This is a genomic window from Kitasatospora sp. NPDC059648 (assembly GCF_042734825.1).
In the GTDB taxonomy this organism is placed as follows: Bacteria; Actinomycetota; Actinomycetes; order Streptomycetales; family Streptomycetaceae; genus Kitasatospora.
On the sequence record NZ_JBHWDU010000027.1, the window covers coordinates 67,596 to 92,216 of the forward strand.

The following is a 24,621-nucleotide window of genomic DNA, read 5'->3' on the forward strand; positions in this document are numbered from 1 at the left end:
CCTCAGCCCTTGCTCTTGGAGGGGTCCTTGAGGCCGATCGTGGCGAAGTCCCACTGACCGGTCCACACCGGGGAGCCGAACGCCCCGGCCACGTTCGTCCCGGCGAGCAGCGGACGGCGCTGCCACAGCATCGGCACGGTGGGCGCCTTCTTCAAGAGGTCCTCGTTGAGCTGCTACCACGCCTTGTTGGCCTCGGCGACGTCGGCCATCGCGTTGATCTGGTCGATCCGGTCCGAGGTGGCCTGGTCGCGGAACTGCTCGACGTTGCCCTGGTTGCCCTTCTCCTTGATGGTGCGGCCGTCGAAGACCTGCGGCAGGAAGGTCGCGCCGGACGGATAGTCCGGACACCAGCCGAGGATGGCCAGGTCGGGCGCGTTCTTGGTGTCGCCGATGGTGTCGTAGTAGACGGACGGGTCGGCGGTGGTGATGGTGACCTGGATGCCGACCTTGGCCAGCGACTGCTGCAGCGCCTCGGCCCGGGTCTTGTCGCCGCTGGAGACGGTCAGCGAGACCTTCAGGTCGGTCTTGCCCGCGTCCTTGAGCAGCTGCTTGGCCTTCTCCGGGTCGCCGGCGGAGGGGACCTTCAGCGGGTCCAGCTTGGCGCCGCCGGTCAGCGCCGGCGGGAGGTAGGAGGTGGCCACGTCACCCATCGCCGGGCCGCCGTTCGCCGTCACCTGGGCGTCCCGGTCGACCGCGTACATCAGGGCCTCGCGCACCTTGGGGTCGTCGAAGGGCGCCTTGGAGGTGTCGGGGTACAGCATGTCGGTGCAGCCCTGCTGCTCGGCGATCAGCCGGGACCGCACGTCCGCCTTGGGCAGCACCTTGGAGACGGACTCCGGGCGCAGGTTCATCCACTCGACCGCGGAGGCGTCGGCACCCTCGCTGGCGATGATCCGGTCGTCCACCTGGCCGCCCTTGAGGCCCTGGGTGACCACGATCCTGTCCGGGTACGCCTTGCGGACCGGGTCGGTGGACTGGTCCCAGTTGGTGTTGCGAACCAGGACCAGCTGCTTGCCGCGGTCGTAGGTCTCGATCTTGTACGGGCCGGAGGAGAACGGCCGCAGGTCGTACTGGGGGCCCTTGTCCTGGGACTGCGGCACGGGGGCGAAGGTCGGCAGGGTCGCGGTGTACGAGAACTCGGCGACCGGGCGCTTGAGGTGGAAGACCACGGTCCGGTCGTCCGGGGTCTCGACGCTCGCCAGGTGCTCGCCGTTCAGCGGGCCCTTGTAGTTCTCGTCGTCGGCCAGGTACTGCTGGGCGTAGTCGGGGCCACCGGTGAGGTCGGGGGCGAAGGAGCGCTCGACGTTGTACTTGACGTCGGCGGACTTGATCGGCGTGCCGTCCTCGTACTTGACGCCCTCCTTGAGGGTGAAGGTCCAGGTCTTGCCGCCGTCCGAGGACCGGCCGAGGTCGGTGGCGAGGTCCGGGACGATCTCGCTGCCCGCGGCGCCCGGCTCGGCCTTGAAGGTGACCAGGGTGCGGTAGAGCAGCCGGATGCCGAAGTCCATGTTCGGCATGGTCCAGTTGCGGGCCGGGTCGAGGTGGGCGAAGTCCTGGTTGGACAGCACCGTCAGGGTCCCGCCCTTCACCGGGGTGCCGCCGACGATCGTCCCGGACTCCGCACCGGGGGCCCGGGTGCTGCCGGCCGCGGCGTCGCCGCCACCGCTGTCGCTCTTGTCGTTCTTGCAGGCCCCGAGGCCGAGGGTGAGCGCCGCCGCGAGGGCGGTGGCGAGGATGGCATGGGTGCGCCTGGTCATGTGGCAACTCCGCTGTGGGGGGCCTGCGTTGGCCGGCCCTGGGCCTGGTTCGGTCGCGGGGCCCGGCTCTGGCCGCACCACCGTGTGACCCGTAACATAGTAATGTGAAATTGCACTGCACAAGAGGTGGCGCCCGCCGTTACCCAGCTGTGTCCGTGCACCGCACTCCCCCACCCCCGCCTAGGAGTTCACCGGTGACCCTCCCTCAGCCCGGACTCGCCACCGGGAGCCACGACCTCGCGGTCTCCCCCGCCCTGGACGCCTTCATGGGCACCCACTGGGCCGCCACCCCGCTCCCCGCCGACCAGCGCGTCCCCGGTTACTCGGGCTTCCCCGGCCGCCGCGCCCGGCTCTCCGCCGCCTTCCCCGGCGAACGCCTGGTCATCCCGGCCGGCCGCCTCAAGGTCCGCTGCAACGACCTGGACCACCGCTTCCGCCCGCACAGCGCGTACGTCTGGCTCACCGGGCTCACCGGCGAGGAGCAGGCCGACCACGTCCTCGTCCTCGAACCGGCCGGCGCCGCGGGCCACGAACCGGTGCTCTACGTCCGCCCCCGGTCCCCGCGCGACGGCGGCGAGTTCTACCGCGACCGCCGCTACGGCGAGTTCTGGGTCGGCCGGCGCCCCGACCTCGCCGAGGCCGCCCAGCTCACCGGGCTGCGCACCGAACACCTCGACGACCTGGGCAAGATGCTCACCGGAGCACAGCCGCCCACTCGGGTACTGGCCGGCACCGACCCCTTCGTCGACGAGGCCACCGGACGCCCTCTCGCCGACCAGCGCGACGGCGAACTCGCCGCCGTCCTCTCCGAGTTGCGGCTGGTCAAGGACACCTGGGAGGTCCAGCAGCTGCAACTCGCCGTCGACCACACCGTCAGCGGCTTCGAGGACGTCGTCCGTGCCCTGCCCGCCGCCCTGCGCCACCACCGCGGCGAACGCTGGATCGAGGGCGTCTTCGACCTGCGCGCCCGCGCCGAGGGCAACGGCCCCAGCTACACCACCATCGTCGCCTCCGGCGCCCACGCCTGCGTCCTGCACTGGATCCGCAACGACGGCGCCCTCGACCCGAACTCCCTGCTCCTGCTGGACGCCGGCGTGGAGACCGACACCCTCTACGCCGCCGACATCACCCGCACCCTCCCCCTCGGCGGCACCTTCACCCCCGTCCAGCGCCAGGCCTACGAGCTCGTCCTCGCCGCCCAGAGCGCCGGCATCGCCGCCCTGCGCCCCGGCGCGCGCTTCCGCGACTTCCACCGGGCCGCCATGCGCGTCATCGCCGAGGGCCTCGCCGACTGGGGCGTCCTGCGCATCCCCGCCGAGCAGGCCCTCGCCGAGGACAACGGCCTCTACCGCCGCTACACCCTCTGCGGCAGCGGCCACATGCTCGGCCTCGACTACCACGACTGCGCCAAGGCCCGCGCCGACCGCTACGTCGACGGCACCCTGGAAGCGGGCATGGTCCTCACCGTCGAACCCGGCCTCTACCTCCAGCCCGACGACGAGACGCTCCCCCTCGAACTCCGCGGCCTCGGTATCCGCATCGAGGACGACCTGGTCATCACCGAGGACGGCGCCCATCTGATGTCCGCCGCCCTCCCCCGTACGGTCGGCGACGTCGAGTCATGGATGGCGAACCTGCTCGGCTGAGGGGCCGCTCGGCCTCCGCTTCCGGCGAAGCCAGCCATGGGTTGATCCGCTGCGCTTCAGCCCACACCTCCACTCCTGCGAGCGACAACACGCCCCGCGCGGCGCGAGCCGAGCGCACTACCCCCGCGCGCTCCGCCACAGCTCCGCCACGATGTCCTCCGCCGGGCCCGTGCGGGCGAGCCGGTGGGCGGTGCCCGCCCAGAGGTGCATGGCGGTCGGGTCCGCGCGGCGGGCGGCGGCGGCCCGCAGGGGCGCCGTGAGGTGGTGGACCTCGGGGTAGGCGGGCGGGGCGTACGGGCCGTGGCGGTCGATGAAGGCGTTGCGCAGGCCGCGGGCCGGGCGGCCGGTGAAGGCGCGGGTGACGACTGTCTCCGGCAGTTCGGTGAGCGCGGCCCGGTGGGCGGCCGAGGCGCCGGACTCGTCGGAGCGCAGCAGCGCCGTCCCCAACTGCACCGCGACCGCCCCGGCCCGCAGCGCCGCCGCGATCGCCGGACCGTCGCCCAGCCCGCCCGCGGCGATCAGCGGCAGCGGTGTCACCGCCCGTACGGCGGGCAGCAGCTGGAGCAGCGGCAGTTCCCCCGGCACGTCCGCCGCCCGGTGGGTGCCGCGGTGCCCGCCGGCCTCCGGGCCCTGCACGCACAGGGCGTCCATCCCGACCGCCTGCGCCGCCCGCGCCTCCTCCGGCGTGGTGACGGTGCCGACCTGCAGCGTCCCCACCGCCCGCAGCGCCGCAGCCTCCTCGGCCGTCGGCAGTCCGAAGGTGTACGAGACCACCGGCACCGGGTCCGCGAGCAGCACGGCGAGCTTGGCCTCCCAGTCGTCCCGGTCCGGCCCGACCTCCTCCGGCAGCGCCACCCCCCACCGCTCCGCCTCCGGCCGCAACCGCTCCCGGTAGGCGGCGACCACCGCCGGATCCGCGGGCGGGGCCGGCACGAAGAGGTTCACCCCGTACGGCCGGTCGGTCGAACTCCGCAGGGCGGCGATCTGTTCGGCCATCCCCGCGGCGCTCCGGTAGCCCGCGGCCAGGAACCCCAGCCCGCCGGCCCGGTTCACCGCCGCCGCCAGCTCGGGCGTCGAGGCCCCGCCCGCCATCGGGGCGCCGATCACCGGTACGGCGAGTTCGTCGAGACGCACGGCCATCGGGGGGCTCCTCCCACTCCTACGGGTACCTCCCTCACCCTACGCTCAGCGGATCAGCCCCCGCCCGCGCGCCTCCCGCACCGCCGCCGTGCGCGAGTCCACCCCCAACTTGGTGTAGACGTGCACCAGATGGGACTTCACGGTGGCCTGGCTCAGGTGCAGCCGCTGGCTGACCTGCTGGTTGGTCAACCCGTCCGCGACCAGCCCCAGCACCTCGGTCTCCCGTGCGCTGAGCGCCGCCGCGGGCGTCCGCATCCGCTCCAGCAGCCGGTCGGCGACGCTCGGCGCCAGCGCGCTGCGTCCGGCCGCGGCGGCCCGTACGGCCTGGGCCAGTTCCTCCGGCGGAGCGTCCTTCAGCAGGTACCCCGTTGCTCCGGCCTCCAGCGCCGGCAGGGTGTCCGCGTCGCTGTCGTAGGTGGTGACCACCAACACCCGCGGCGCGCCCGCCCTGGCGGTGATCGCCGCGGTGGCCTGGGCCCCGTTCATCGCCGAACCGGGCCCGAACTGCAGGTCCATCAGCACCACGTCCACCCCCGGCTCCGCCGCCAGGTCGACGGCCCGCTCGGCGGTCGCCGCCTCCGCCACGATGGCGAAGTCCGGTTCGCTCTCCAGCACCGCCCGCAGGCCGGCCCGCACCACCGGGTGGTCGTCGGCGATCAGCAGCCGGATCACGGCCCGGCCTCCGGGGTGACGGGCAGCTGCACCGCCAGCGCCGTGCCCTGTCCGGGCGCCGACTCGACCGTGAAGCTGCCGCCGAGCGCCCGCGCCCGGGCCCGCATCGAGGGCAGCCCGAAACCGCCGTCCCCGCCGGTGCGGCCGGCCACTGCCGCCGGGTCGAACCCGGCCCCGTCGTCGAACACGTCCAACGCCACCTCGCCCTCCATGTAGCTGAGTGTCACCTCGGCCCGCGAGGCCTTCGCGTGCCGCACGGTGTTGCCGAGCGCCGACTGCGCGATCCGCAGCAGCGCCACCTCCTGCGCGGCCGGCAGCCGGACCGGATCCCCGGAGACGTGCAGGTGGACGGGCAGCGCGCTGTGCGCCGCGGTGGTCGCGCACAGCCGCTCCAGCGCGACCGGCAGCGGATCGCCGTCCAGCGCGGGTGGGGTCAGCGCCCGGACGAACCGCCGGGCCTCGTCCAGGTTGTCCTGGGCGGCCTGCCGCGCCTGCTCCACGTACCCGGCCGCGGCCTCGGTGCGCTCGGGCAGCGCCCGCTGGGCGGCCCGCAGCAGCAGCTGGATGGAGCTGAGGCTCTGCGCGAGGGTGTCGTGGATCTCCCGGGCGAGGCGCTCGCGCTCGGCGAGCACCCCGGCCGCGTGGTGGGCGGCGGCGGCGTCGGCGCGGGCCGCGGTCAGCTCGTCGATCAGCCGGCGCCGCTCCTCGCTCTCCCGGTACAGCGCCTGGTAGCCGAGCACGGTGGCGGTGGCGACGGCCGCCCCGAGGGCGGGCCCGATCGAGGCGGCGAGGCTGAAGCTGTGCTGGTGCCAGGACCAGGCGGCGATCGAGGCCGCGGCCGTCAGCGCGACCGCGGTCAGGCCGCTGCGCCGGCCGAGCAGGTGCAGTTCCAGGAAGTAGAGCGGGAAGGCCAGCCACACCCCGTCCTGGGTGGCGACCAGCAGGCCCGCCCACGTGACGCCGAGCAGCGCCAGCCAGAGCGCCGCGGCCCGGCGCGAGCCGCGGACGGCGGCCAGCCGGGGGCCGACGGCGTACACGGCGGCCATCGCGGAGGCCGCGGCGGCGACGGCGGCCAAATCGGCGCTCCGGTCGACGAGGGCGGCTCGGGCGACGGCGAGCGCCAGCAGGCCCGCCACGAGCAGGTGCAGGCAGACCCGGAGGACGCGGGCGACGGGGGTGGTTCTGGATCGTTCGGTCGCCATCTCCCCAGCCTAGGTTCCGCGCCCGCTGTCCGGCATCAATCAAAAGGTTGAGCTCCGCTTCGGCCCTTCGATGCCCAGGATGCAATCCCCGGCGCGATGCCCGGGCAGCCCCGTCTCCCGGACCGTATGAGCATCACCCGTTTCATCCGTAGGAAGGCCCACCCGTGTTCGTCGCCTGGAGGGACCTGAGGTTCGCCAAGGGGCGGTTCGCCCTGATGGGAACCGTCATCGTGCTGATCACCGTGCTGGTCGGCCTGCTGTCCGGCCTCACCGCCGGACTCGGCCGGCAGAACATCTCCGCGGTCACCGGCCTGGCCGCCGACCACCTGGTGTTCGCCAAGCCCGCCGACGGGCAGCAGCTCTCCTTCACCGATTCCCAGCTCACCCCCGACCAGTGGCAGGCCTGGGCGCACGAGCCGGGCGTGACCTCCGCCCAGCCGCTCGGCATCACCACCACCAAGGCCGCCGCGGGCACCCGCACCGCCGCGCTCTCCGCCTTCGGCGTCCCCGACGGCTCGGACCTCGCCCCGCAGGGCGCCAGGATCGCCGCCGGCCGGGCCGTGCTGTCCACCACCGCCGCCGAGAAGCTCGGCAACCTCACCGCCGGCGCCGACTTCACCATGGCCGGGCACCACCTCACCGTCGCCGCCGTCGAGGGCGACGCCGCGTACAGCCACACCCCGGTGATCTGGACCAGCCTCACCGACTGGCAGCAGTTCGCCCCCGGCGGCACCGGCCACGCCACCGTCGTCGCCCTGCGCACCACCGCGGGCGCCGACCTCGCCGCCGCCGACACCCGCCTCGGCACCGAGACCCGGACCAGGGACGACGCCCTCGCCGCGATCGGCTCCTACACCTCCGAGAACGGCTCCCTCCAACTGATGCGCGGCTTCCTGTTCGCCATCTCGGCCCTGGTGATCGGCGCCTTCTTCACCGTCTGGACGATCCAGCGCAGCGGCGACGTCGCGGTGTTGAAGGCCCTCGGCGCCTCCACCCGCTACCTGCTGGGCGACGCCCTCGGCCAGGCCGTCCTGCTGCTGGTGCTCGGTACGGCCGTCGGCACCGCGATCGCGCTCGGCGCCGGCTCGCTGATCGGCTCCGCCGTCCCCTTCGTCCTGGACGCCCCGACCCTGCTACTGCCCGCCGCCGTCATGATCGCCCTCGGCGCGGTCGGCGCGGCCCTGTCCATCCGCCGGATCACCTCCGTCGACCCGCTGACCGCCCTGGGGAGCGCCCGATGAGCCTTGTCCTGGACCGCATCACCCTCACCTACCCCGACGGCGACGGCCGGCTCACGGCCCTGGACGACGTCTCCCTGACCGTCCCCAAGGGCACGCTCACGGCCGTCGTCGGCCCCTCCGGCTCCGGCAAGTCCAGCCTGCTGGCGGTGGCCGCCACCCTGATCGGTCCGGACTCCGGGCGGGTCGTGGTCGACGGCACCGACACCGCGAGCCTCGACCGCGCCACCCTGACGGCCCTGCGCCGCACGAAGATCGGCATCGTCTTCCAGCAGGCCAACCTGCTGCCCTCGCTCACCGCCGTCGAACAGCTGCAGGTGATGGCCCACCTCGACGGCCGCTCCCCGCGCAGTGCCCTCCCCCGTGCGCTGGAACTCCTCGCCGCCGTCGGCCTCCGCGACCAGGCCCACCGCCGACCGCACCAGCTCTCCGGCGGCCAGCGCCAGCGGGTCAACATCGCCCGGGCCCTGATGAACGACCCCACGGTGCTGCTGGTGGACGAGCCGACCAGCGCCCTCGACCACGAACGGGGAGCCGCCGTCCTGGAGTTGATCACCGAGCTCACCCACCGGCGCGCGACCGCGACCGTCCTGGTCACCCACGACCGCACCCACCTGACGGCGGTGGACCAGATCGCCGAAGTCCACGACGGCCGACTGGTGGTGCCTTCGGCCGCGGCCTGAGCTACTTCTTGGCTGAGAGCACGTCGTCCACCGAAAGCGTCACCGTTGCCCGGATCGATTCGGGCAACGTGACCGCTACCGGGCCCGCAGTCGCAGGGCCGGGCGCTCCGACTCCGCCGTCTCGTCCTGGCCGGCCCACAGGGAGCGCACATGGCTGAGGTGCCGCGTCATGCAGGCCTCCGCCGCCTCGGCGTCGCCGGTCAGCATCAGGTCGAGCAGTTCCACGTGCTCCTCCGCCGAGGAGACCAGCTGCCCCTGCTCGTCCAGCCGCGTCAGCCCGTACAGCCGGGAGCGCTTGCGCAGGTCCCCGACCACCTCCACCAGCCGCGCGTTGCCCGCCAGCCCCAGCAGGTCGAGGTGGAACTGCCGGTCCGCCTCCAGGTAGCCGATCAGGTCGTGCTTGCGGGCGGCCGCGACGATCGCCTCGGCCTGGGGGCGCAGCCGCTCCAGCTGCTCCTTGCTCGCGGTGCGGGTGACCCGGCCGACGGTCGGGACCTCGACGAGGGCGCGGATCTCGGTGTAGTCGTCCAGGTCACGCTCGGTGAGCTCGGTGACCCGGAAGCCCTTGTTGCGGACGGCTTCGACCAGGCCCTCCCGGGCGAGGTCGAGCATGGCCTCGCGCACGGGGGTGGCCGAGACGCCGAAGTCGGCTGCGAGGGCGGGGGCGGAGTAGACGACGCCGGGGCGTAGCTCGCCGGAGATGAGGGCGGCCCGGAGGGCGTGGGCGACCTGGTCGCGGAGCCGCTCCTGCACGGAGATCAGGGTGCGGGATTTGAGCTCGGCCATGGTGTTCCTCCGGGTGGGTGCAGAACACCAGTGTACAATGTCACGTTACGTTGAGCGTGCAACAGTCCGGGAAAACCAACATCCCGCCGAGCCCGTGAAACCCGTCGATGGTCATCGTGACAGCGGCCGCCGGCCGTGACAACGGCCGGCGGCCCGCCATCTGCGACCGCGCGGACGGCTACGCGCGGCGGAACTGCCCCACCAGCGCGCTCAGGCTCGCCGCACCGTGCCCGGACTCGACGCCGCGCCGGAAGGCCTCGGCCAGGACGGACGGCAGGGCGCCGTCCACTCCGGAGGCCTCGGCGGTGTGCTGGACGTGCTCGATGCTGGCCAGCGCCATCGACAGCCGGTCGACGTCCCCGGCGTGGTTCCCGGCCGTGATCCGGGGCGCGTAGAACGCCTGGAAGCCCGGCATGGAGGCCGCGGTCGAGGACAGGTACGGCAGGAACTCCTCGGCCGGGATGCCGTTGGCCTCGGCGATCGCGGTGGCGTGCAGGTAGCCGACCATGGAGGTCCAGAACAGGTCCATCTGGATCTGGTAGTACAGCTGCGCCAGCCCGGGGTCGTCCCCGCGGAAGTCGGCCCCGGTCAGCACCTCCAGCGCGGCCCGGTGCCGCTCGAACAGCTCGACCGGCCCGCTGTAGAAGGTGGACGACTCGGGGCTGCCGATGCCAGAGGGCGGCGTCTGCACCCCGCCCGTGAGGTGCCCCGCACCGCGCTCGGCGAGCCACCGCGCCGCCTCCCGGGCCCGCGCGGGGGTGTCCGAGCTGAGGTTGGCGATCACCTTCCCGGCCACCGCCCCTTCCACCGACTCCAGCACCGCGAACACCGCGTCGTAGTCGGTGAGGCTGAGCACCACCAGTTCACCGGCGGCCACCGCCGCCTCCGCGCTCGGCGCCAACCGGGCGCCCCGGGCGACCAGTTCATCGGCCCGCGCGGCCGTACGGTTCCACACCGTGACGGCGTAACCGGCGTCCAGGTACGCCCCGGCCATGGCCTGCCCCATCGGGCCGAGCCCGATCACCGTCACGGACGCCCCGGTCTGCTGCTCCACGGACCACTCGGCGGAATGCTCGACGGACATAAGGGTTCCCCTCCTCTAGAATGAACGCTCTATCCAGCGCCGACGGCGACGCTAGCACAACTCTGGAACGAACGCTCTACTCAGAATCTCGGCTAGGATGCGGCCCGTGAAGACCGCCGAGAAGACCGCCGAGAAGACCGCGGGGAAGACCAGCAGCGTCGGCACCCGCGAGCGGATCGTCCGAGCCACCTCCCGCCTGCTGCAGCGTCAGGGCTACGAGGGCACCGGGATCAAGCAGATCTCCCGCGAGGCCGAGGCCACCCTCGGCTCCGTCTACCACTTCTTCCCGGGCGGGAAGCAGGAGTTGGCGGCCGAGGCGATCCGGCACGGGGACGAGGAGTTCGCCGTCATCCTGCGCGCCGGCCTCGGCTCCGCCGAGGACCTGACCGAGGCGGTCACCACCTGCACCACCCTGCTCGCCCGCGAACTGCGCACCTCCGACTGGCAGGACGGCTGTCCGATCACCGCCACCGCCCTGGAGACCGTCGGCCGTGCCCCGGTGATCGAGCAGGCCGTGACCGAGGCCTTCGCCAACTGGCAGGCCATCGTGGAGGAACGCCTGCGCACCGCCGACATCGGCGCCGAGGACGCCCGCGAGCTGGCCGGCACCGTCATCAACACCCTGGAGGGCGCCGAACTCGCCGCCCAGGTCGCCCGCAGCGAGGAGCCGCTGCACATCGCCGGCCGCCACCTGGCCCGGCTGCTCGCCACCTACCTCCCGCAGGACTGACGCACGAAAGGAGCCGGCCCGGTGGGGGATCCCTTCCCACCGAACCGGCTCCGGCTCCACAACTCCCGACCACCACCCGGAGTGACGGACTCGGGAATCGAAATCGCCCTGTACGACGGACGTCCGAACAACGGCCGCCGCGATACGCCCGCCCTGCTGCGCCTCTCCACCGACCACGGTCCGGCCCCGGCCGCGACCCTGGCCGAGCACGTCCGCCGCGTCTCCGGCCACCGGCTCGGCCGGATCGACCCGTACGGCGACACCCTGTTCAACGAGCAGGACGCGGCGGCCGCCTTCGAGGAGGCCACCGCGCTGCTCGCCCGCTGCACCACCGACCGCCAGCGGGCGGCCGTCCGCGACCTGCGCAACCTGCTCGCCGACTGCGCAGCCACCCCGGGCAGTTGGCTGGTCCTCTACGGCGACTGACGCCGCCCGGCCCGGTACACCTCCGCGGCCACCGCCAGGTCCTCCCAGGCCATGCCGACGCTCTTGAAGAACCGCGGCCGCCCGGCCGGCACCAGCGCGTCGCCGCGCACCAGTTCGGCCAGGTTCCACAGCTGCCGTCCGCCGACGCCCGCCACCAGCAGGTCCCCGGCCTCGCGGGCCGCGACCGTCCGCGCCTCGACGTACAACTCGGCCCGGCCGACCAGCACCTCGTCCACCTCCCGTGCCTCCGGCTCGTGCGAGCCGACCGCCGCGACGGCCGCGTGGGCGGGCACCAGCGCGCCGTCGAACAGCGGGGTGCGAGCGGTCGTGCAGCACACCACCACGTCGGCCCCCGCGACCGCCTCCGGCCCGCCCGCCGAAGCCGCCAGCCCGAGCTTCCGCCCGTACTCCACCAGCGCCGCCACCCGCCCGGGGTCTCGCGCCACCACGGTCAGCCGCCGCAGCGGCCGGACGGCGAGCAGCGCGTCCAGGTGCCCGTACGCCTGCGGTCCGGAGCCGAACACCACCAGGTGCTCGGCCTCCGGCGCCGCAAGCCGCGCCAGCGCCGCCGCCGTCACGGCGGGCGTGCGCAGGGCCGTGAGGGCCGCGCCGTCCAGCACGGCCAGCGGTTGCAGCGTCGGCCCGTCCAGCAGCAGGTAGCTGCCGGTGATCCGGGGCAGCCCGTGCGCCGGGTTGTCCGGCGCGACCCCGGCGATCTTGACGCCCGCGTACGGCCCGGCGGCGGCCGGCATCAGCAGCAGTTCCCCCGCCGGCACCGGTACGGCCGACCGGGCGGGCGCCGCCTCCGGGTCCAGCCCGTCCAGCAGCGCCCGCTCGATCGCCCGCACCGCCCCGGCGGGCCCGAGCCCGCCGGTGCCCGGCACGGTGTACTGGAGCGGCTCAGCCCCCGCACCGGACAGCCCGGCGCCGGGCGACGCAGCACCCGACGGCCCGGCACCGGACGCCTTCGCGCCGAACGGCCCGGCCGCGGGAGTCCCCGCACCGGGCGGCACGGCACCACTCACGGCACTCACGGCAGGAATCCCGTCCCGAGCGAGTCCCCCGGCTCCAGCAGGAACTCGTGCGTCCCGGTGCGGAACGCCACACCGCCGACCTCGGTGACGATGCCCTCGCCCAGCGGGTCGCCCCCGGCGACCGCCCGCCCGCTGAACACCGTGCCGATGACCGACTCGTGCAGCAGTTCCTCCCCCGGCGCGAGCCGCCCCTCGGCGACCAGCACCGCGAGGCGGGCGGAGGTCCCGGAGCCGCAGGGCGAGCGGTCGATCTGCCCGTCCGCGAAGACGGTGACGTTCCGCTGGACCAGTGCCGAGCCCTCCGAGGGGAGTTCGTCGTACAGCACCACGCCGTACACCCCGGACAGCCTCGGGTCCGTCGGGTGCGAGACCTCCTCGGCACCGGCCAGCAGCTCCCTGATCTCCCGCCCCACAGCGGTGAGTTCGGAGAGCTGCTCGGCCGACACCGCCAGGCCCAGCGAAGCCGCCGGCACGGAGACGTAGCACGCCCCGGCGTGTGCCACGGCGACCTCGACCAGCCCGCGCGAGGTGACCAGCGGCAGCCTCAGTGCGCTGACCCGGCTGGGCACGTTGCGGAAGGTGACCCCGGTGGTGCGCCCGCCCGCCCGGTGCACCAGCGCGGTGACCCGCCCCGAGGGCACGTCGATCCGCACCCGGGCCACGCCGTCCGCGGGGGCCTTGACCAGCCCGGAGTCGACGGCCCAGGCGCCGAGCGCGATGGTGCCGTGCCCGCAGGCGGTCGAGTAGCCGTCCTTGTGCCAGAACAGCACGCCCAGGTGCGCCTCGTCGTCGTCCGGCGGCACCAGGAACCCGCCGTACATCCCGGCGTGCCCGCGCGGCTCCCGGACGAGCAGCTGCCGGACCTCGTCCAGCGCGCTGGGCCGGGGCGCGGTGGCGCTGCCGCCCGCGCCGAGCGCGATGGCCCGCCGCTCGGCGACGCTGTCCCCTGGGATCGGGGGCACCCCGTCCAGCACGATCCGGAACGGCTCGCCGGCCGTGTGGTAGTCGACCGTGCTGACCCGCATCACAGCTCCCCGCCCGGCAGCACGCTGACCGTCCGGCTGACGGTGTAGAACTCCAGCGCCGCCCGGCCCTGTTCGCGCTCGCCGTGGCTCGCGCCCTTGGTGCCGCCGAACGGCAGGTGGAAGTCGACGCCGCTGGAAGGGGCGTTGACCCGGATCATGCCCGCGTCCAGCCGGTCGGCGGCGGCCAGTGCCGCGTCCAGACTGCGGGTGTGCACCGAGGTGGCGAGGCTGTGCGGGGTGTCGTTGGCGAGCGCGATGGCCTCGTCCAGGTCGGCCGCCGCGTGCAGCACCGCCACCGGGCCGAAGAACTCCTCCCGCGCCAGCGGGTGTCGGGCGGGCACCTCGGCGAGCAGGGTCGGCTCGACGTACCAGCCGGCCCGCTCGGGCACCCCGCCGCCGACCAGTACGCTCGCACCGGCCTCGACGGCCGAGGAGACCGCCCCGACCATCCGCTCCCGCGCGGCGGCGTTGACCACCGGCCCGCACGCCGAGTCGTCCACCGCCGCGAGGGCCTTGACCAGCGCCTCCCTCAGCGGCCGGTACGCCGCACCCACCGCGATCACCCGGCTGGTGGCGGTGCACTTCTGTCCGGCGTACCCGGCGATCGCGGCCGCGATGTGCCCGGCCGCCAGCTCCACGTCCGCGTCCGGCAGCACCAGCGCCGCGTTCAGCCCGCCGAGTTCGGCCTGCACCGGCACCCCGCGCCCGGTGGCGGCCCGCACCACCGCCCGGCCGACGCCGGTCGAGCCGGTGAAGGACACCACGTCCGCCGCGTCGACCAGCGCCGCCCCCTCCTCGGCCCCGCCGGGCACCACCCTGAACACGTCCTCGGGCAGCGAGGCCGACGAGACCAGCTCGGCCAACCGCAGCGCGCACGCCGTCGCCTCCGGCGCGGGCTTGAGCACGGCCGTGTTCCCGACCGCCAGCGCCGGAGCGGCCTTCCAGCTCGGGATCGCCAGCGGGAAGTTCCACGGCGCGATCAGCCCGGCCACCCCGTACGGCCGGCGCCGGGTGAGCAGCAGCCCCGGCCCGGCGGCGGTCTCGTGCACCGCCCCGGACGGCTCGTACGGCGCCTGGGCGTAGTAGCGCCAGATCGCCGCCGTCCGGGCCACCTCCCCCCGCGCCTCGGCGAGCGGCTTGCCGACCTCGCGCACGATCAGCGCGGCCAGCTCCTCCGCGTGCGCCTCGACCGCCTCGGCGATCCGGCCGAGCGCCGCCGACCGGGCGCCCGCGCCGGCCGCGAGCCAGCCGCCCTGCGCGGCCCGGGCCCGTCCGACGGCCGCCCGCACGGCCTCGGCGCCGGGCGCCTCGACGGCGACCACCAGGTCGGCCGGATCGGCGGGGTTGTACGAGGTGATGCTCACAACTACCAGCCCTTCAGAGCGAGTCCACAACAACAGCGTCAGAGCAGGAAGCCCGCCGGGAACGGGTCGTCCGGGTCGAGGAAGTACTGGGCGGTGCCGGTGACCCACGCCCGCCCGGTGACGGTGGGCACCACGGCGGGGTGCCCGGCCACCTCGGTCTCCTCGACCAGCCGCCCGGTGAAGGTCGTCCCGATGAAGGAGTCGTTGCGGAAGTCCCGCCCGAGCGGCAGTTCGCCGCGTGCGTGCAGCTGCGCCATCCGCGCCGAGGTGCCGGTGCCGCAGGGCGAGCGGTCGAACCAGCCGGGGTGGATGGCCATCGCGTGCCGGGAGTGCTCGGCGGTGGAACCGGGTGCGAGCAGCTGGACGTGGTGGCAGCCGTGGATGGACGGGTCCTCCGGGTGCACCGGCCGGTCGGGGCCGGCGTTGACGGCGGCGATCAGGGCGAGGCCGGCGTCCAGGATCTCCTGCTTACGCTCGCGCTCGAACGGCAGCCCGAGTTCGGCGAGCGGCAGGATGGCGTAGAAGTTGCCGCCGTACGCGAGGTCGTAGCCGACCGTGCCGTAGCCGGGCACCTCGATCTTGCGGTCCAGCGCGACCGCGTAGGAGGCCACGTTGCGGATGGTCACCGCCTTGGCGGCGCCGCCCTCGACCCGCACCTCGGCGACGACCAGCCCGGCGGGAGTGTCCAGCCGCACCGTCGTCACCGGTTCGACCACCGGCACCATCCCGGTCTCGACCAGGACGGTGGCGACGCCGATGGTGCCGTGACCGCACATCGGCAGCAGCCCCGACACCTCGATGTAGAGCACCCCGAAGTCGGCGTCCGGCCGGGTGGGCGGCTGCAGGATGGCGCCGCTCATCGCGGCGTGCCCGCGCGGCTCGTACATCAGCAGGGTGCGGAAGTGGTCCAGGTGCTGCTGGAAGTGCACCCGGCGCTCGGCCATGGTCGCACCGGGGATGATGCCGAAGCCCCCGGTGATCACCCGGGTAGGCATCCCCTCGGTGTGCGAGTCCACGGCGTGGAACACGTGACGGCTGCGCATTCCTCACAACTCCTCGGTCGAAGCGGTCGAAGCGGTCGAAGCGGTCGAAGGTCGGTCAGGGGCCGGCTGCCCGCGCAGCCGGCCGGACGGGAAGGACCACGCGAAGAGCTACGCCAGGCCCTCGGCCAGCGCCTTCTCGGTGGCCGCGCGCACCGCCGCCTCGACCTCGGGCTCCAGCGGCAGCCGGGGCGGCCGGACCTGCCCGCCGGGGCGTCCGGCGATGTCCATGGAGAGCTTGATGGCCTGGACGAACTCGGTCTTGGAGTCCCAACGCAGCAGCGAGTGCAGCGACCTGTACAGCGGCAGGGCGGTCTCCAGGTCGTGCCCGACGGCCGCGTCGTAGAGCGCCACGCAGGCCTCCGGCAGCGCGTTCGGGTACCCGGCGATCCAGCCGACCGCACCGGCCAGCGCCAGCTCCAGCAGCACGTCGTCCGCGCCGATCAGAAGGTCCAACCCCGGTGCGAGCTCGGCGAGTTCGTACGCCCGGCGGACGTCCCCACTGAACTCCTTGACCGCGACGATCGACCCTTCGCCGTGCAGCTGGGCGAGCAGTGCGGGCACCAGGTCGACCTTGGTGTCGATCGGGTTGTTGTACGCGACGACCGGCAGCCCCGCCCGGGCGACCTCCGCGTAGTGCGCCCGCACCGAGGCGTGGTCGGCCCGGTAGGCGTTGGGCGGCAGCAGCAGGACGGAGCCCGCTCCGGCCTCGGCGGCCTGCTCGGCCCAGCGGCGGGACTCGGCGCTGCCGTACGCGGCGACCCCGGGCATGACCCGGGAACCGTCGCCGGCCGCCTCGATCGCCACCTCGACGACCCGGGCGCGCTCCTCGGCGGTGAGGGTCTGGTACTCGCCCAGCGAGCCGTTGGGGACGACACCGTCGCAGCCGGACTCGATCAGCCAGCGGACGTGCTCGGCGTAGGCGTCGTAGTCGACGGAGAGGTCCGGGCGCAGCGGGATCGTGGTGGCGACCATGATGCCGCGCCAGGGACGGTTGGTGTCGTGCGGGGTGATGGACACGTTGAGCTCCTTGGTGAGGTGTGACATTTTATAGGTGCGAACAGGTCGGAGACAAGAGCCCCCGCCCCGCGCGTTCCGACGGACCTGACCCGGCCCGGGTCCGCAGGCCGGGTCCGGGACCGGTCAGGGCTGCTCCGACGCCCCCGCCGCCAGTTGCGACAGCGGCACCGGACAGGCCAGCGGCCGCCGGTCCGGCCCCGCCCCCGTGGCGCCGGACAGGCAGGCCACGGCCGGGCCGCACATCCGCCCCTGGCACCAGCCCATCCCGGCGCGGGTGAGCAGCTTGACCGTCCGGGGATCGCCCGCGCCCAATTCCTCCACCGCCTCCCGGATCCGCGCGACCGGCACCTCCTCGCACCGGCACACGTCCGTGTCCGGCCGCAGCCACCCGGTCCAGCCGGGGCCCGGCCGGTGCGCCGCCGCCATCAGCTCGGCGAAGGCCCGCAGCCGCGCCCGGCGGCGCAGCAGCGCGCGGTCCGGCAGCACGTCGGCGATCGCGTGCGCGGCCAGCTCGCCCTCGGCCATTGCGAGGTCCGCGCCGCCCACACCGTTGGTCTCCCCCGCGGACCACAGGCCGGGGACGGTGGTGCGCAGCCGGGCGTCAACCCGCAGGGCGACCGCACCGTCCGGCCCGGTCCGGGTGTCCGCGCCGAGTTCGGTGGCCAGGTCGATCTGCGGCAGGAGGCCGTGGCCGACGGCGAGCGCGTCGCAGTCGATCCGCCGCTCGGTGCCGGGCAGCGGTCGCCAGTCCGCGTCCAGCCGGGCCACGGTGACCGCCGTGACCCGCTCGCCCCCGTGCACCTCGACGACCGCGCTGCGCGGCCTCAGCCGTACGCCGTGCCGCAGCAGCGCGCTCCCGTGCCCGGCGCCCTCGACCAGCTTGGCGGGGACGGCCGCCAGCACGCCGGGGCGCCGGACGTACCCGAGGTAGCCGCTCGCCTCGACCACCGCCGGAACCTCCGCACCGGCGCTCACCAGCGAGGAGGCGGCCGCGAGCAGCAGCGGACTGCTGCCGGCCACCACGATCCGCCGCCCGGGCAGCACCAGCCCGGCCTTGAGCATCGCCTGGGCGCCGCCCGCGGTGACCACCCCGGGCAGGGTCCAGCCGGGGAACGGCAGCTGCCGCTCGTACGCACCGGTGGCGAGCAGCACCGCCCCGGCCCGTACGGTGGTCCGCTCGGCGGCCTCCGGCCCGAGGGTGACGTGCACCGCGAAGCCGTCCTCGGTCCGCTCCAGCGCCCACACCTGGTGGCCGCCGCGGAACTCCGCCCGGCGGTGCGCCGCGAGCCGGGCGGCGAGCCCGGTGTACGCCGCCCAGCCGTGGTGCAGCCGGTCGGGGCGGGCCGCGCCGAGTCCGGGCGCGGGGTGCCGGTAGTACTGCCCACCGGTCCGGTCCGCACCGTCCAGCAGGACACAGCGCAGCCCGAGGTCGGCGGCGGTGACGGCGGCGGCGAGCCCGGCCGGCCCGGCGCCCACCACGGCGAGGTCGAAGGGCTCAGACGGCGAGGTCGGCACGGCCGTGTCCCTCCTGGGTGGTGACGACGGTGCCCGGCTCGGCGGGCAGCAGGCACAGGCGCTGGTTGGCCCGGCCGTTGACGGTGGCCAGGCAGTCGAAGCAGGCGCCGATCCCGCAGAACGCGCCGCGCGGCCGCCCGCCGATCCGGGTGGTGCGCCAGGCGAGCACGCCGTCGGCCCAGAGCGCGGCGGCGATCGACTGTCCGGGCAGGGCACGGACGGGCCGCCCGTCGAACTCGATCTGGTGGCCGGGCCCGGGTTCGGCCTCGACCAGGGCGGCAGGGGTGCGGCGACGCGTCACCGGCTTCTCCAATCCATCACCGGCTTCTCCAATCCGGAAGGCACGTCCCGGGACGACGCCCCGGGATCGCGGCACACGATCACCCATCGGCGCGCCCGTCCCCCCGGAACCGGTCGGCCCGGAACGGCGCGAGGTCCAGCTCGGGCCGCTTCCCGGTCAGCTGCTCGCTGATCAGCAGACCGGTGGCGGGCGCCAGCCCGATCCCGGCGCCCTCGTGCCCGCAGGCGTGGTAGAGCCCGGGCGCCCGGGGGTCCTCCCCGATGGCGGGCAGGTGGTCCGGCAGGTACGGACGGAATCCCCGGTAGGTGCGCATCACGGCGACCTGCGCGAGCACCGGGAACAGCGCCGCCGCCTCGGCCGCCAACCGGCCGATCGCCTCGTGGGAGATGGTCCGGTCGAAGCCGACCCGTTCCCGGCTGGCGCCGATCAGCACCGGCCCGCCGGGGGTGCCCTCGATCACGGAGGAGGTCTGCAGCCCGGCCGAGCCGCTGGCCACGTCGGCCACGTAGTCGGCCGAGTAGACCTTGTGCCGGACGACCCTGGGCAGCGGTTCGGTGACCAGGACGAAGCCGCGCCGGGGCAGCACGGGCAGGTGCACCCCGGCCAGCGCGGCCAGTTCGGCCCCCCAGGCGCCGGTGGCGTTCACCACGGCCGGCGCGGCCAGCCGGCGGCGGTCGGTGCGGACGCCGCGCACCGCGCCGTCCGGCCCCCGCTCCACGGCCGTGACGGTCTCCCCGGTGCTCAGTTCGGCACCCATCCGACGGGCCTCGCGCAGCAGGTGGGCGGCGGCGAGCGCGGGCTGCACCTGAGCGTCCTGCGGGTAGTGGTAGCCGCCGGCCAGGCCGGGGGCGAGGTGGGGCTCCAGTTCGTGCAGCCGCTCGGCCGGGACCTCCTCGGCGCTCACCCCGACCGCGGCCTGCCCGGCGGCGAAGTCCCGCAGCGCCTGCTGTCCGGCGGCCGTCGAGGCGACCACCACGCCGCCCTTGGGCTCGTACTCGACGGCCGGCCCGAGCTGTTCGGCGAGCTCGCGCCAGAGCCGGACGCTGAGCAGGGCGAGGTCCAGCTCGGGCCCGGGCTCCTTGTCGGAGACCAGCAGGTTGCCCTCCCCCGCGCCGGTGGTGCCCCCGGCGACCGGCCCGCGGTCGACGACGGCGACGGCGAGCCCGGCGCGGGCGGCATAGTAGGCACAGGCGGCGCCGACGACTCCGGCGCCGACGACGACGACGTCCAGGGGAGGTGTCCAGGTCTTCAGCACGTCAGTAATATGTCACATTCCATCGGGGCTGCCAAGAGCACGCAACGCCGCGGTGCCGGAAGGCCGGAGAACGGCGAAGGGCCCCGGCCCGCCGCGGGAAGGCGGCGGGCCGGGGCCCCGGGAACGGCTACCGGCTCAGGTGATGTCGTCCATCTGCTCGTGGCGCGCGGCCGGGACCGGCGCGGGGCCGGCGGTCGGCGCCGCCGAGGCGCTCACCGCCTCCGCGCTGTCGACGGCGTGCACGGTGAGGTCGACGTGGGAGGCCTCTTCGTCGTCCAGGTCGGCGTCCGGGTTGTTGCGCCGCTTGCGCCGGTCGTTGAGCAGCGCGACGGCCACTGCGGCGAAGTACAGCGCCCAGATCGGCATCGCCAGCAGCAGCATGCTGACCGGGTCGGCGCCCGGGGTGGCGAACGCCGTGAACACGGTGATGCCCATGACCATCCCGCGCCACCAGCCGAGCAACCGCTTGCCGGTCACGATGCCGACCATGTTGAGCATCACCAGCAGCAGCGGGAACTCGAAGGCGAAGCCGAAGACCAGCACCATCCGGGTGGCGATGTCGAAGTAGTCCTCGGGCGGCAGGATCGGCGTCGTGTCGCTCGGGGTGAACGAGATCAGCATCTTGACCATGGTCGGCATGACCCAGATGGCGCAGGCCACACCCGCCAGGAACAGCGGGGCGCCGCAGGCCATGAACACGATCGCGTACTTCTTCTCGTGCTTGTGCAGCCCGGGCGCCACGAAGGCCCACACCTGGTACAGCCAGATCGGTACGGCCGCCACCACGCCCGCGGTCAGCACGACCTTCAGCATCCAGTTGAAACCGGCGGTGAGGCCGATGTTGGACACCTGGGCGCAGCGCTCGTGGACGTTGCCCGGGTTCTGCTTGTCACACTGGGGCAGCGGCTGGAGCAGGAACTGCTCGATCTGCTTGTGGTAGACCGCCGCGACGATCGCGAACACCATGATCGCCAGGACCGACTTGACCACGCGGTTGCGCAGTTCCCGCAGGTGGTCGGCTAGGGCCATCCGCCCCTCAGGATCCTTGGGCGTCTTCTGCGACGCCTTGGAGAGCTTGCTCAACCCCGGTCCTCAACTCGTGCGTCGAGGCCCGCCGGTCGACGGGCCTGCGTGGTCTGGTGCGTCGCGTGGGTCACGTACGTCACGTGCGCCGCGCTCAGTGCGGCCGGTCGCCGTCGGACCCGGCCACCGGACGGGCCGTGGCCGACGCTCCCGGGGCCGCCTGGATGGTCTTCCCCGACGGCCCTGCCGGACCGTCGACCGGCGGCGCCGCCGACGGCACGCTCCCGCCCGTCTCCCCGTCCGAGCGCATCGCCTTGGCCTCGCTCTTCAGGATCCGCATCGACTGTCCCAGCGAACGCGCCAGCTCGGGCAGCCTCTTGGCACCGAACAGCACGATGGCGAGAACCACGATCACCACGATCCCGGTCATCGAGATGCGCATGCGCGACCACCTTCACTCACCGCGGCCCGGCAGGCCGCCCGCCGCGGATGGTAACCGCTGCGGATGACGCCCCGACGACGGCCGCCCGAACAGGACAGCGGCCCCCGGTTCGCGGTTCAGGAGCCACCTGAGAGCGTAACCCGCCCCTACCTCCGCGCAGCAGCCCCGTACCGCCGGGTGCCCCGGGTGTGCTAACAGCCGAGCGCCCTACGGGGCCGGGACCGCCGAGGCCAGCTCCCCCGCGGCCTCGGCCAGCGCCCGCGAGGCCGCGTCCACGCCCTTGGCGAGCGCCCGCACGTCCAGCCACAGCCGGATCGCGAGGACCCCGAGGACCAGCAGGCCCGCGGTGGCGAGCAGGACGGCGGCGACGAGCATCCAGGACATGCGCCCACCCTATACGGGGCGCGGGCGCTATCCCTCGGCCGGGACGAGCCGCATGGTGCGCACCCCCGCCGCGGTGAGAGCCTCGACGATCTTCTCCCCGGCCGGCTTGCGCACCGCCGCCCCGCAGAGCGGGCAGCCGAAGCTGTAGTGCGCCTGCGCCGTGCTCCGGCCGAGGGTCAGCCGGAACTCCTCGGCCGGGAGCTCGACCTTCTCCCGGCACTGCGAGCAGTACACCTTGAATCTCGTCCCGGGCTCCACCGCTCAGACCTGCCCCTCCCCGTAGGCGGCCAGCGCCTCCCGCGCGGCCGAGCGCGCCTGCTCGGCCAGCTCGGGCGGGGAGACGATCCGGCCGTCCCGGCCCAGCCGCAGCGCCAGCGGGCGCAGCTGGGAGGGGTCGGCGCTGCGCAGGGTGATCCGCAGTCCGCCGTCGGGCAGCTCCTCGGCCCGGTCGTGGGTGTAGTACTCGGCGACCCAGCGGCCGCCGGAGGAGACCTCCACCACCACCTCCGGGTCGTCCGCCGCCGGGTTGACCAGCCCGCCGCTGAGGTCGCGCGGCTCGCGCCGGGGCGGGTCGGCCGGGACGTCCAGGACGCGGATCTCGGCGACCCGGTCCAGCCGGAACATCCGGTGGTCCTCCGAGGTGCGGCACCAGGCCTCAAGGTAGGTGTGGCCCTCGGTGAGCAGCCGGATCGGGTCGACCTCGCGCTCGGTCATCCCACCGCGCCCGTGCGAGTAGTAGCGCAGCCAGACCCGGCGGCCCTCGCTGAGCGCCCGGTCGATGTCGGCGAAGACGTGGCTCTCCGCCTCGAAGGTCACGCCGACCCGGGCGCTGCCCTCGGCGCTCTCCCCGGCCGCGTTCTCGATCTTGGCGACGGCCCGGGTGAGCGCCTCCCGGTCGCCGGCCCGCAGGCCGGGCAGCCCGGCCACCGCGCGGGCGGCCACCAGCAGCGCGGTGGCCTCGTCGGCGGCCAGCCGCAGCGGCTGGGCCACGTCGTCGACGTTGTGCCACCAGATCCGCTCGCCGTCGGTGTCGATGTCGAGCAGGTCGCCGCCGCGGAAGCTGGTGCCGCACATCGGCAGCACGTTGAGGTCCCCGATCAGCTCCCGCTCGCTGATCCCGAACGCCCGGGCCACCTCGGCGACCTCGGCCCCGGGCCGCTCGCGCAGGTAGGTGACCAGCGACAGCATCCGTCGCGTCTGGTCGATCGCATTGCTCATGCCCGTACGTCCTCCGAGTCCAGCCCCGCGACCGCCCGCAGCCGGTCGACCACATCCGCCCGCAGCTCCTCCGGCCCGAGCACCAGCACGTCCGGCCCGAACTCCGCCAGGTCGGCGCCCAGCCCGTTGCCGTACGGGATCTCAAGCTCGTCCCAGCCCTCGTCGACCCGGCTGCTGTTCAGCGCCTTGGTGCGCAGCGGGAAGCCCGCGCCCCGGCGGACCCGCACGGTCGCGGTGGCGGTGGCGCCCTCGCCGGCGAACTTGGCCACGGTGGCCCGGACGTCCACGTGCTCGGGCACCGTGCCGAGGAACGCGCCGCCCTTGGCCTTCACCCTGCCGGTGATGCGGCTGAGCCGGAACACCCGGGCGTCGCCGCGGTCCCGGTCGTAACCGGCCAGGTACCAGTGCCCGCGCCAGCACTCCAGCGCCCACGGCTCGACACTGCGCTGCTCGACGGCGGCGGCCCCGGCCTTGCGGTACTCGAAGGTGACCGGGCGGCGGTCCCGGGCGGCGGTGAGCAGCGGCTCGAACGCGGCCTCCCGGGCGGGGATGCGCGGCTCCAGGGCGGTCCGGCCCTCGGCCTCGCCGAACGGCACCCCGGCCGCGCGCAGCTTCTGCAACGCGCCGCTGGCCGCGCCGGACATCTTGGCCTGCTGCCAGACCCGGGCCGCCAGGGTGAGTGCGGCGGCCTCCTCGGCGTCCAGCGCGATCTCCGGCAGCCGGTTGCGGTCGGGACGGGCGAGGTAGCCGAGCTCGCCGTCCAGCGCGCTCTCGTCGACGTCGATCACCAGGCCGAGCTCGCGCAGGTCGTCCTTGTCCCGCTCGAACATCCGGTTGAAGGCGTCCTCGCTGCTGCTCTGCCAGGCTTCGCGGTACGCCTCGATGGATTCCCGCAGCTCCTTCTTGGAGAGCGGGCGTCTGGTGTTCATCAGGCACAGGGCGAGATTCATCAGCCGCTCTGCCTTGGCGATCGCCATCGGTGACCCTTCCGGTGTGCCGCGCCGTGCGCGGGGTGCGCCAACCGGGCGATCCCCACCCGGCGGGACCGACCGTACCGGTAGCGGTACGCACTGCAAAAGCCGCTTCCCGCGCCCGGTCGTCACGGCCTGCCGTCCGGGCCCGGACACGGCCTCGGGCCGGGCCCCCGCAGGGGTCCGGCCCGAGGTCGGCGCGGGCTCAGACGGCCAGCAGGTCGACCACGAAGATCAGGGTCGAGTGCGGCGGGATCGCCGGGGTCGGCGACTGGGCGCCGTAGGCCAGGTGCGAGGGGATGGTCAGCTCGCGACGGCCGCCGACCCTCATGCCGGCGACGCCCTGGTCCCAGCCCTTGATGACGCGGCCCTTGCCCAGCGGGAACTGGAACGGCGCGGTGCCCCGGTTCCAGCTCGCGTCGAACTCCTCACCGGTCTCGAAGGTCACGCCGACGTAGCGGACGCTGACGACCTGGCCCTCCTTGGCCTCCTCGCCGTCGCCCACGACGATGTCGCGGATCTGCAGCTCCTTGGGAGCGTCGCCGATCGGGAAGTCGATCTCGGGCTTCTCGTTGAGGTTCACAGCCATGGTCCCTCTTCTCACATTCGCGAATTCCATACACGACCAAGCGGCGGGCGCCCGCACCACGGTCCGTTCCCGGACC

Annotated in this window: 25 protein-coding genes and 1 pseudogene; 5 read left to right on the top strand and 21 right to left on the bottom strand. The window is 74.2% G+C overall.

Annotation, left to right across the window (positions count from 1 at the left end; genetic code table 11):
- Positions 1-2 precede the first annotated feature (2 nt).
- Positions 3-1,757: pseudogene (locus tag ACFV1W_RS18455) on the bottom strand (ABC transporter substrate-binding protein).
- Positions 1,758-1,951: 194 nt separating this feature from the next.
- On the opposite strand from ACFV1W_RS18455, the gene ACFV1W_RS18460 reads away from it, so the two are divergent.
- Positions 1,952-3,403: an aminopeptidase P family protein gene (locus ACFV1W_RS18460; protein WP_380417761.1), complete on the top strand. Its 1,452-nt coding sequence runs from the start codon at positions 1,952-1,954 to the stop codon at positions 3,401-3,403.
- Between the two features lie 117 nt (positions 3,404-3,520).
- Here ACFV1W_RS18460 and ACFV1W_RS18465 read toward each other — a convergent pair whose 3' ends face one another.
- Genes ACFV1W_RS18465 through ACFV1W_RS18475 form a run of 3 tightly spaced genes read right to left on the bottom strand, consistent with a single transcriptional unit; the run spans position 3,521 to position 6,417 of the window.
- On the bottom strand, positions 3,521-4,543 hold the full coding sequence (locus ACFV1W_RS18465; RefSeq protein WP_380417763.1) for a nitronate monooxygenase: 1,023 nt from the start codon (positions 4,541-4,543) through the stop codon (positions 3,521-3,523).
- A gap of 45 nt (positions 4,544-4,588) precedes the next feature.
- Positions 4,589-5,215 carry a response regulator gene (locus ACFV1W_RS18470; RefSeq protein WP_380417765.1) on the bottom strand — a complete coding sequence of 209 codons (627 nt, stop codon included), beginning with the start codon at positions 5,213-5,215 and terminating at the stop codon, positions 4,589-4,591.
- Positions 5,212-6,417: a sensor histidine kinase gene (locus ACFV1W_RS18475; protein ID WP_380417767.1), complete on the bottom strand. Its 1,206-nt coding sequence runs from the start codon at positions 6,415-6,417 to the stop codon at positions 5,212-5,214. The genes ACFV1W_RS18470 and ACFV1W_RS18475 overlap by 4 nt, the downstream gene beginning before the upstream one ends.
- A 164-nt stretch (positions 6,418-6,581) precedes the next feature.
- On the opposite strand from ACFV1W_RS18475, the gene ACFV1W_RS18480 reads away from it, so the two are divergent.
- Entirely contained in the window at positions 6,582-7,658 is a 1,077-nt protein-coding gene (locus ACFV1W_RS18480; protein ID WP_380417769.1) for an ABC transporter permease, read from the top strand.
- Complete coding sequence (locus ACFV1W_RS18485) at positions 7,655-8,338, top strand: ABC transporter ATP-binding protein (protein ID WP_380417771.1); 684 nt, start codon at positions 7,655-7,657, stop codon at positions 8,336-8,338. Before ACFV1W_RS18480 ends, ACFV1W_RS18485 begins: the two co-directional genes overlap by 4 nt.
- Before the next feature lie 75 nt (positions 8,339-8,413).
- Here the strand turns inward: ACFV1W_RS18485 and ACFV1W_RS18490 are convergent, their stop codons facing one another.
- Positions 8,414-9,124 (bottom strand): GntR family transcriptional regulator, encoded by a 711-nt coding sequence (locus tag ACFV1W_RS18490; RefSeq protein WP_380417773.1) that lies wholly within the window; start codon positions 9,122-9,124, stop codon positions 8,414-8,416.
- Between the two features lie 178 nt (positions 9,125-9,302).
- Positions 9,303-10,208, bottom strand: coding sequence for an NAD(P)-dependent oxidoreductase (locus ACFV1W_RS18495; protein ID WP_380417775.1), 906 nt, complete (start codon positions 10,206-10,208; stop codon positions 9,303-9,305).
- Between the two features lie 106 nt (positions 10,209-10,314).
- On the opposite strand from ACFV1W_RS18495, the gene ACFV1W_RS18500 reads away from it, so the two are divergent.
- A complete protein-coding gene (locus tag ACFV1W_RS18500) occupies positions 10,315-10,938 on the top strand; it encodes a TetR/AcrR family transcriptional regulator (protein ID WP_380417777.1) in 624 nt (207 codons plus the stop codon).
- Positions 10,939-11,019: 81 nt separating this feature from the next.
- Entirely contained in the window at positions 11,020-11,364 is a 345-nt protein-coding gene (locus tag ACFV1W_RS18505; RefSeq protein WP_380417779.1) for a hypothetical protein, read from the top strand.
- Here ACFV1W_RS18505 and ACFV1W_RS18510 read toward each other — a convergent pair.
- The 15 genes from ACFV1W_RS18510 to ACFV1W_RS18580 form a co-directional block, all read right to left on the bottom strand.
- Positions 11,352-12,248, bottom strand: a complete 897-nt coding sequence (locus ACFV1W_RS18510) for an ornithine cyclodeaminase family protein (protein ID WP_380417816.1) — start codon at positions 12,246-12,248, stop codon at positions 11,352-11,354. The genes ACFV1W_RS18505 and ACFV1W_RS18510 overlap by 13 nt on opposite strands.
- A gap of 146 nt (positions 12,249-12,394) precedes the next feature.
- Complete coding sequence (locus ACFV1W_RS18515; protein ID WP_380417781.1) at positions 12,395-13,423, bottom strand: proline racemase family protein; 1,029 nt, start codon at positions 13,421-13,423, stop codon at positions 12,395-12,397.
- Positions 13,423-14,787 carry an aldehyde dehydrogenase family protein gene (locus tag ACFV1W_RS18520; RefSeq protein WP_380417783.1) on the bottom strand — a complete coding sequence of 455 codons (1,365 nt, stop codon included), beginning with the start codon at positions 14,785-14,787 and terminating at the stop codon, positions 13,423-13,425. The genes ACFV1W_RS18515 and ACFV1W_RS18520 overlap by 1 nt, the downstream gene beginning before the upstream one ends.
- A gap of 38 nt (positions 14,788-14,825) precedes the next feature.
- The gene (locus ACFV1W_RS18525) at positions 14,826-15,830 is read right to left on the bottom strand and encodes a proline racemase family protein (RefSeq protein WP_380417785.1); all 1,005 of its coding nucleotides are present in this window, start codon (positions 15,828-15,830) and stop codon (positions 14,826-14,828) included.
- A 108-nt stretch (positions 15,831-15,938) separates the two neighbouring features.
- A complete protein-coding gene (locus tag ACFV1W_RS18530) occupies positions 15,939-16,802 on the bottom strand; it encodes a dihydrodipicolinate synthase family protein (RefSeq protein ID WP_380417818.1) in 864 nt (287 codons plus the stop codon).
- Between the two features lie 168 nt (positions 16,803-16,970).
- Positions 16,971-18,362: an NAD(P)/FAD-dependent oxidoreductase gene (locus ACFV1W_RS18535; protein WP_380417787.1), complete on the bottom strand. Its 1,392-nt coding sequence runs from the start codon at positions 18,360-18,362 to the stop codon at positions 16,971-16,973.
- Positions 18,343-18,663 carry a (2Fe-2S)-binding protein gene (locus ACFV1W_RS18540; protein WP_380417789.1) on the bottom strand — a complete coding sequence of 107 codons (321 nt, stop codon included), beginning with the start codon at positions 18,661-18,663 and terminating at the stop codon, positions 18,343-18,345. Before ACFV1W_RS18540 ends, ACFV1W_RS18535 begins: the two co-directional genes overlap by 20 nt.
- A gap of 79 nt (positions 18,664-18,742) precedes the next feature.
- Positions 18,743-19,918, bottom strand: a complete 1,176-nt coding sequence (locus tag ACFV1W_RS18545) for an NAD(P)/FAD-dependent oxidoreductase (protein WP_380417791.1) — start codon at positions 19,916-19,918, stop codon at positions 18,743-18,745.
- 135 nt (positions 19,919-20,053) lie between these two features.
- Positions 20,054-20,947 (bottom strand): twin-arginine translocase subunit TatC, encoded by an 894-nt coding sequence (gene tatC, locus ACFV1W_RS18550; protein WP_380417820.1) that lies wholly within the window; start codon positions 20,945-20,947, stop codon positions 20,054-20,056.
- A gap of 148 nt (positions 20,948-21,095) precedes the next feature.
- Positions 21,096-21,383 carry a Sec-independent protein translocase subunit TatA gene (gene tatA / locus ACFV1W_RS18555; protein WP_380417793.1) on the bottom strand — a complete coding sequence of 96 codons (288 nt, stop codon included), beginning with the start codon at positions 21,381-21,383 and terminating at the stop codon, positions 21,096-21,098.
- A gap of 207 nt (positions 21,384-21,590) precedes the next feature.
- On the bottom strand, positions 21,591-21,767 hold the full coding sequence (locus ACFV1W_RS18560; RefSeq protein WP_380417795.1) for a hypothetical protein: 177 nt from the start codon (positions 21,765-21,767) through the stop codon (positions 21,591-21,593).
- Between the two features lie 27 nt (positions 21,768-21,794).
- Positions 21,795-22,001, bottom strand: coding sequence for a hypothetical protein (locus ACFV1W_RS18565; protein ID WP_380417797.1), 207 nt, complete (start codon positions 21,999-22,001; stop codon positions 21,795-21,797).
- A gap of 27 nt (positions 22,002-22,028) precedes the next feature.
- Positions 22,029-22,985 carry a helix-turn-helix transcriptional regulator gene (locus ACFV1W_RS18570; RefSeq protein ID WP_380417799.1) on the bottom strand — a complete coding sequence of 319 codons (957 nt, stop codon included), beginning with the start codon at positions 22,983-22,985 and terminating at the stop codon, positions 22,029-22,031.
- Positions 22,982-23,962 (bottom strand): helix-turn-helix transcriptional regulator, encoded by a 981-nt coding sequence (locus tag ACFV1W_RS18575; protein WP_380417801.1) that lies wholly within the window; start codon positions 23,960-23,962, stop codon positions 22,982-22,984. The genes ACFV1W_RS18570 and ACFV1W_RS18575 overlap by 4 nt, the downstream gene beginning before the upstream one ends.
- A gap of 199 nt (positions 23,963-24,161) precedes the next feature.
- The gene (locus ACFV1W_RS18580) at positions 24,162-24,545 is read right to left on the bottom strand and encodes an FKBP-type peptidyl-prolyl cis-trans isomerase (protein ID WP_380417803.1); all 384 of its coding nucleotides are present in this window, start codon (positions 24,543-24,545) and stop codon (positions 24,162-24,164) included.
- Between the last annotated feature and the right edge of the window lie 76 nt (positions 24,546-24,621).

Excerpts from the sequence above, each read along its gene's own strand:
- ACFV1W_RS18465 (WP_380417763.1), bottom strand. The coding sequence starts at position 4,543 with ATGGCCGTGCGTCTCGACGAACTCGCCGTACCGGTGATCGGCGCCCCG.
- ACFV1W_RS18475 (WP_380417767.1), bottom strand. The coding sequence starts at position 6,417 with ATGGCGACCGAACGATCCAGAACCACCCCCGTCGCCCGCGTCCTCCGG.
- ACFV1W_RS18485 (WP_380417771.1), top strand. The coding sequence starts at position 7,655 with ATGAGCCTTGTCCTGGACCGCATCACCCTCACCTACCCCGACGGCGAC.
- ACFV1W_RS18490 (WP_380417773.1), bottom strand. The coding sequence starts at position 9,124 with ATGGCCGAGCTCAAATCCCGCACCCTGATCTCCGTGCAGGAGCGGCTC.
- ACFV1W_RS18495 (WP_380417775.1), bottom strand. The coding sequence starts at position 10,208 with ATGTCCGTCGAGCATTCCGCCGAGTGGTCCGTGGAGCAGCAGACCGGG.
- ACFV1W_RS18515 (WP_380417781.1), bottom strand. The coding sequence starts at position 13,423 with ATGCGGGTCAGCACGGTCGACTACCACACGGCCGGCGAGCCGTTCCGG.
- ACFV1W_RS18525 (WP_380417785.1), bottom strand. The coding sequence starts at position 15,830 with ATGCGCAGCCGTCACGTGTTCCACGCCGTGGACTCGCACACCGAGGGG.
- ACFV1W_RS18530 (WP_380417818.1), bottom strand. The coding sequence starts at position 16,802 with ATGGTCGCCACCACGATCCCGCTGCGCCCGGACCTCTCCGTCGACTAC.
- tatC (WP_380417820.1), bottom strand. The coding sequence starts at position 20,947 with ATGGCCCTAGCCGACCACCTGCGGGAACTGCGCAACCGCGTGGTCAAG.
- tatA (WP_380417793.1), bottom strand. The coding sequence starts at position 21,383 with ATGCGCATCTCGATGACCGGGATCGTGGTGATCGTGGTTCTCGCCATC.
- ACFV1W_RS18560 (WP_380417795.1), bottom strand. The coding sequence starts at position 21,767 with ATGTCCTGGATGCTCGTCGCCGCCGTCCTGCTCGCCACCGCGGGCCTG.
- ACFV1W_RS18570 (WP_380417799.1), bottom strand. The coding sequence starts at position 22,985 with ATGAGCAATGCGATCGACCAGACGCGACGGATGCTGTCGCTGGTCACC.
- ACFV1W_RS18575 (WP_380417801.1), bottom strand. The coding sequence starts at position 23,962 with ATGGCGATCGCCAAGGCAGAGCGGCTGATGAATCTCGCCCTGTGCCTG.
- ACFV1W_RS18580 (WP_380417803.1), bottom strand. The coding sequence starts at position 24,545 with ATGGCTGTGAACCTCAACGAGAAGCCCGAGATCGACTTCCCGATCGGC.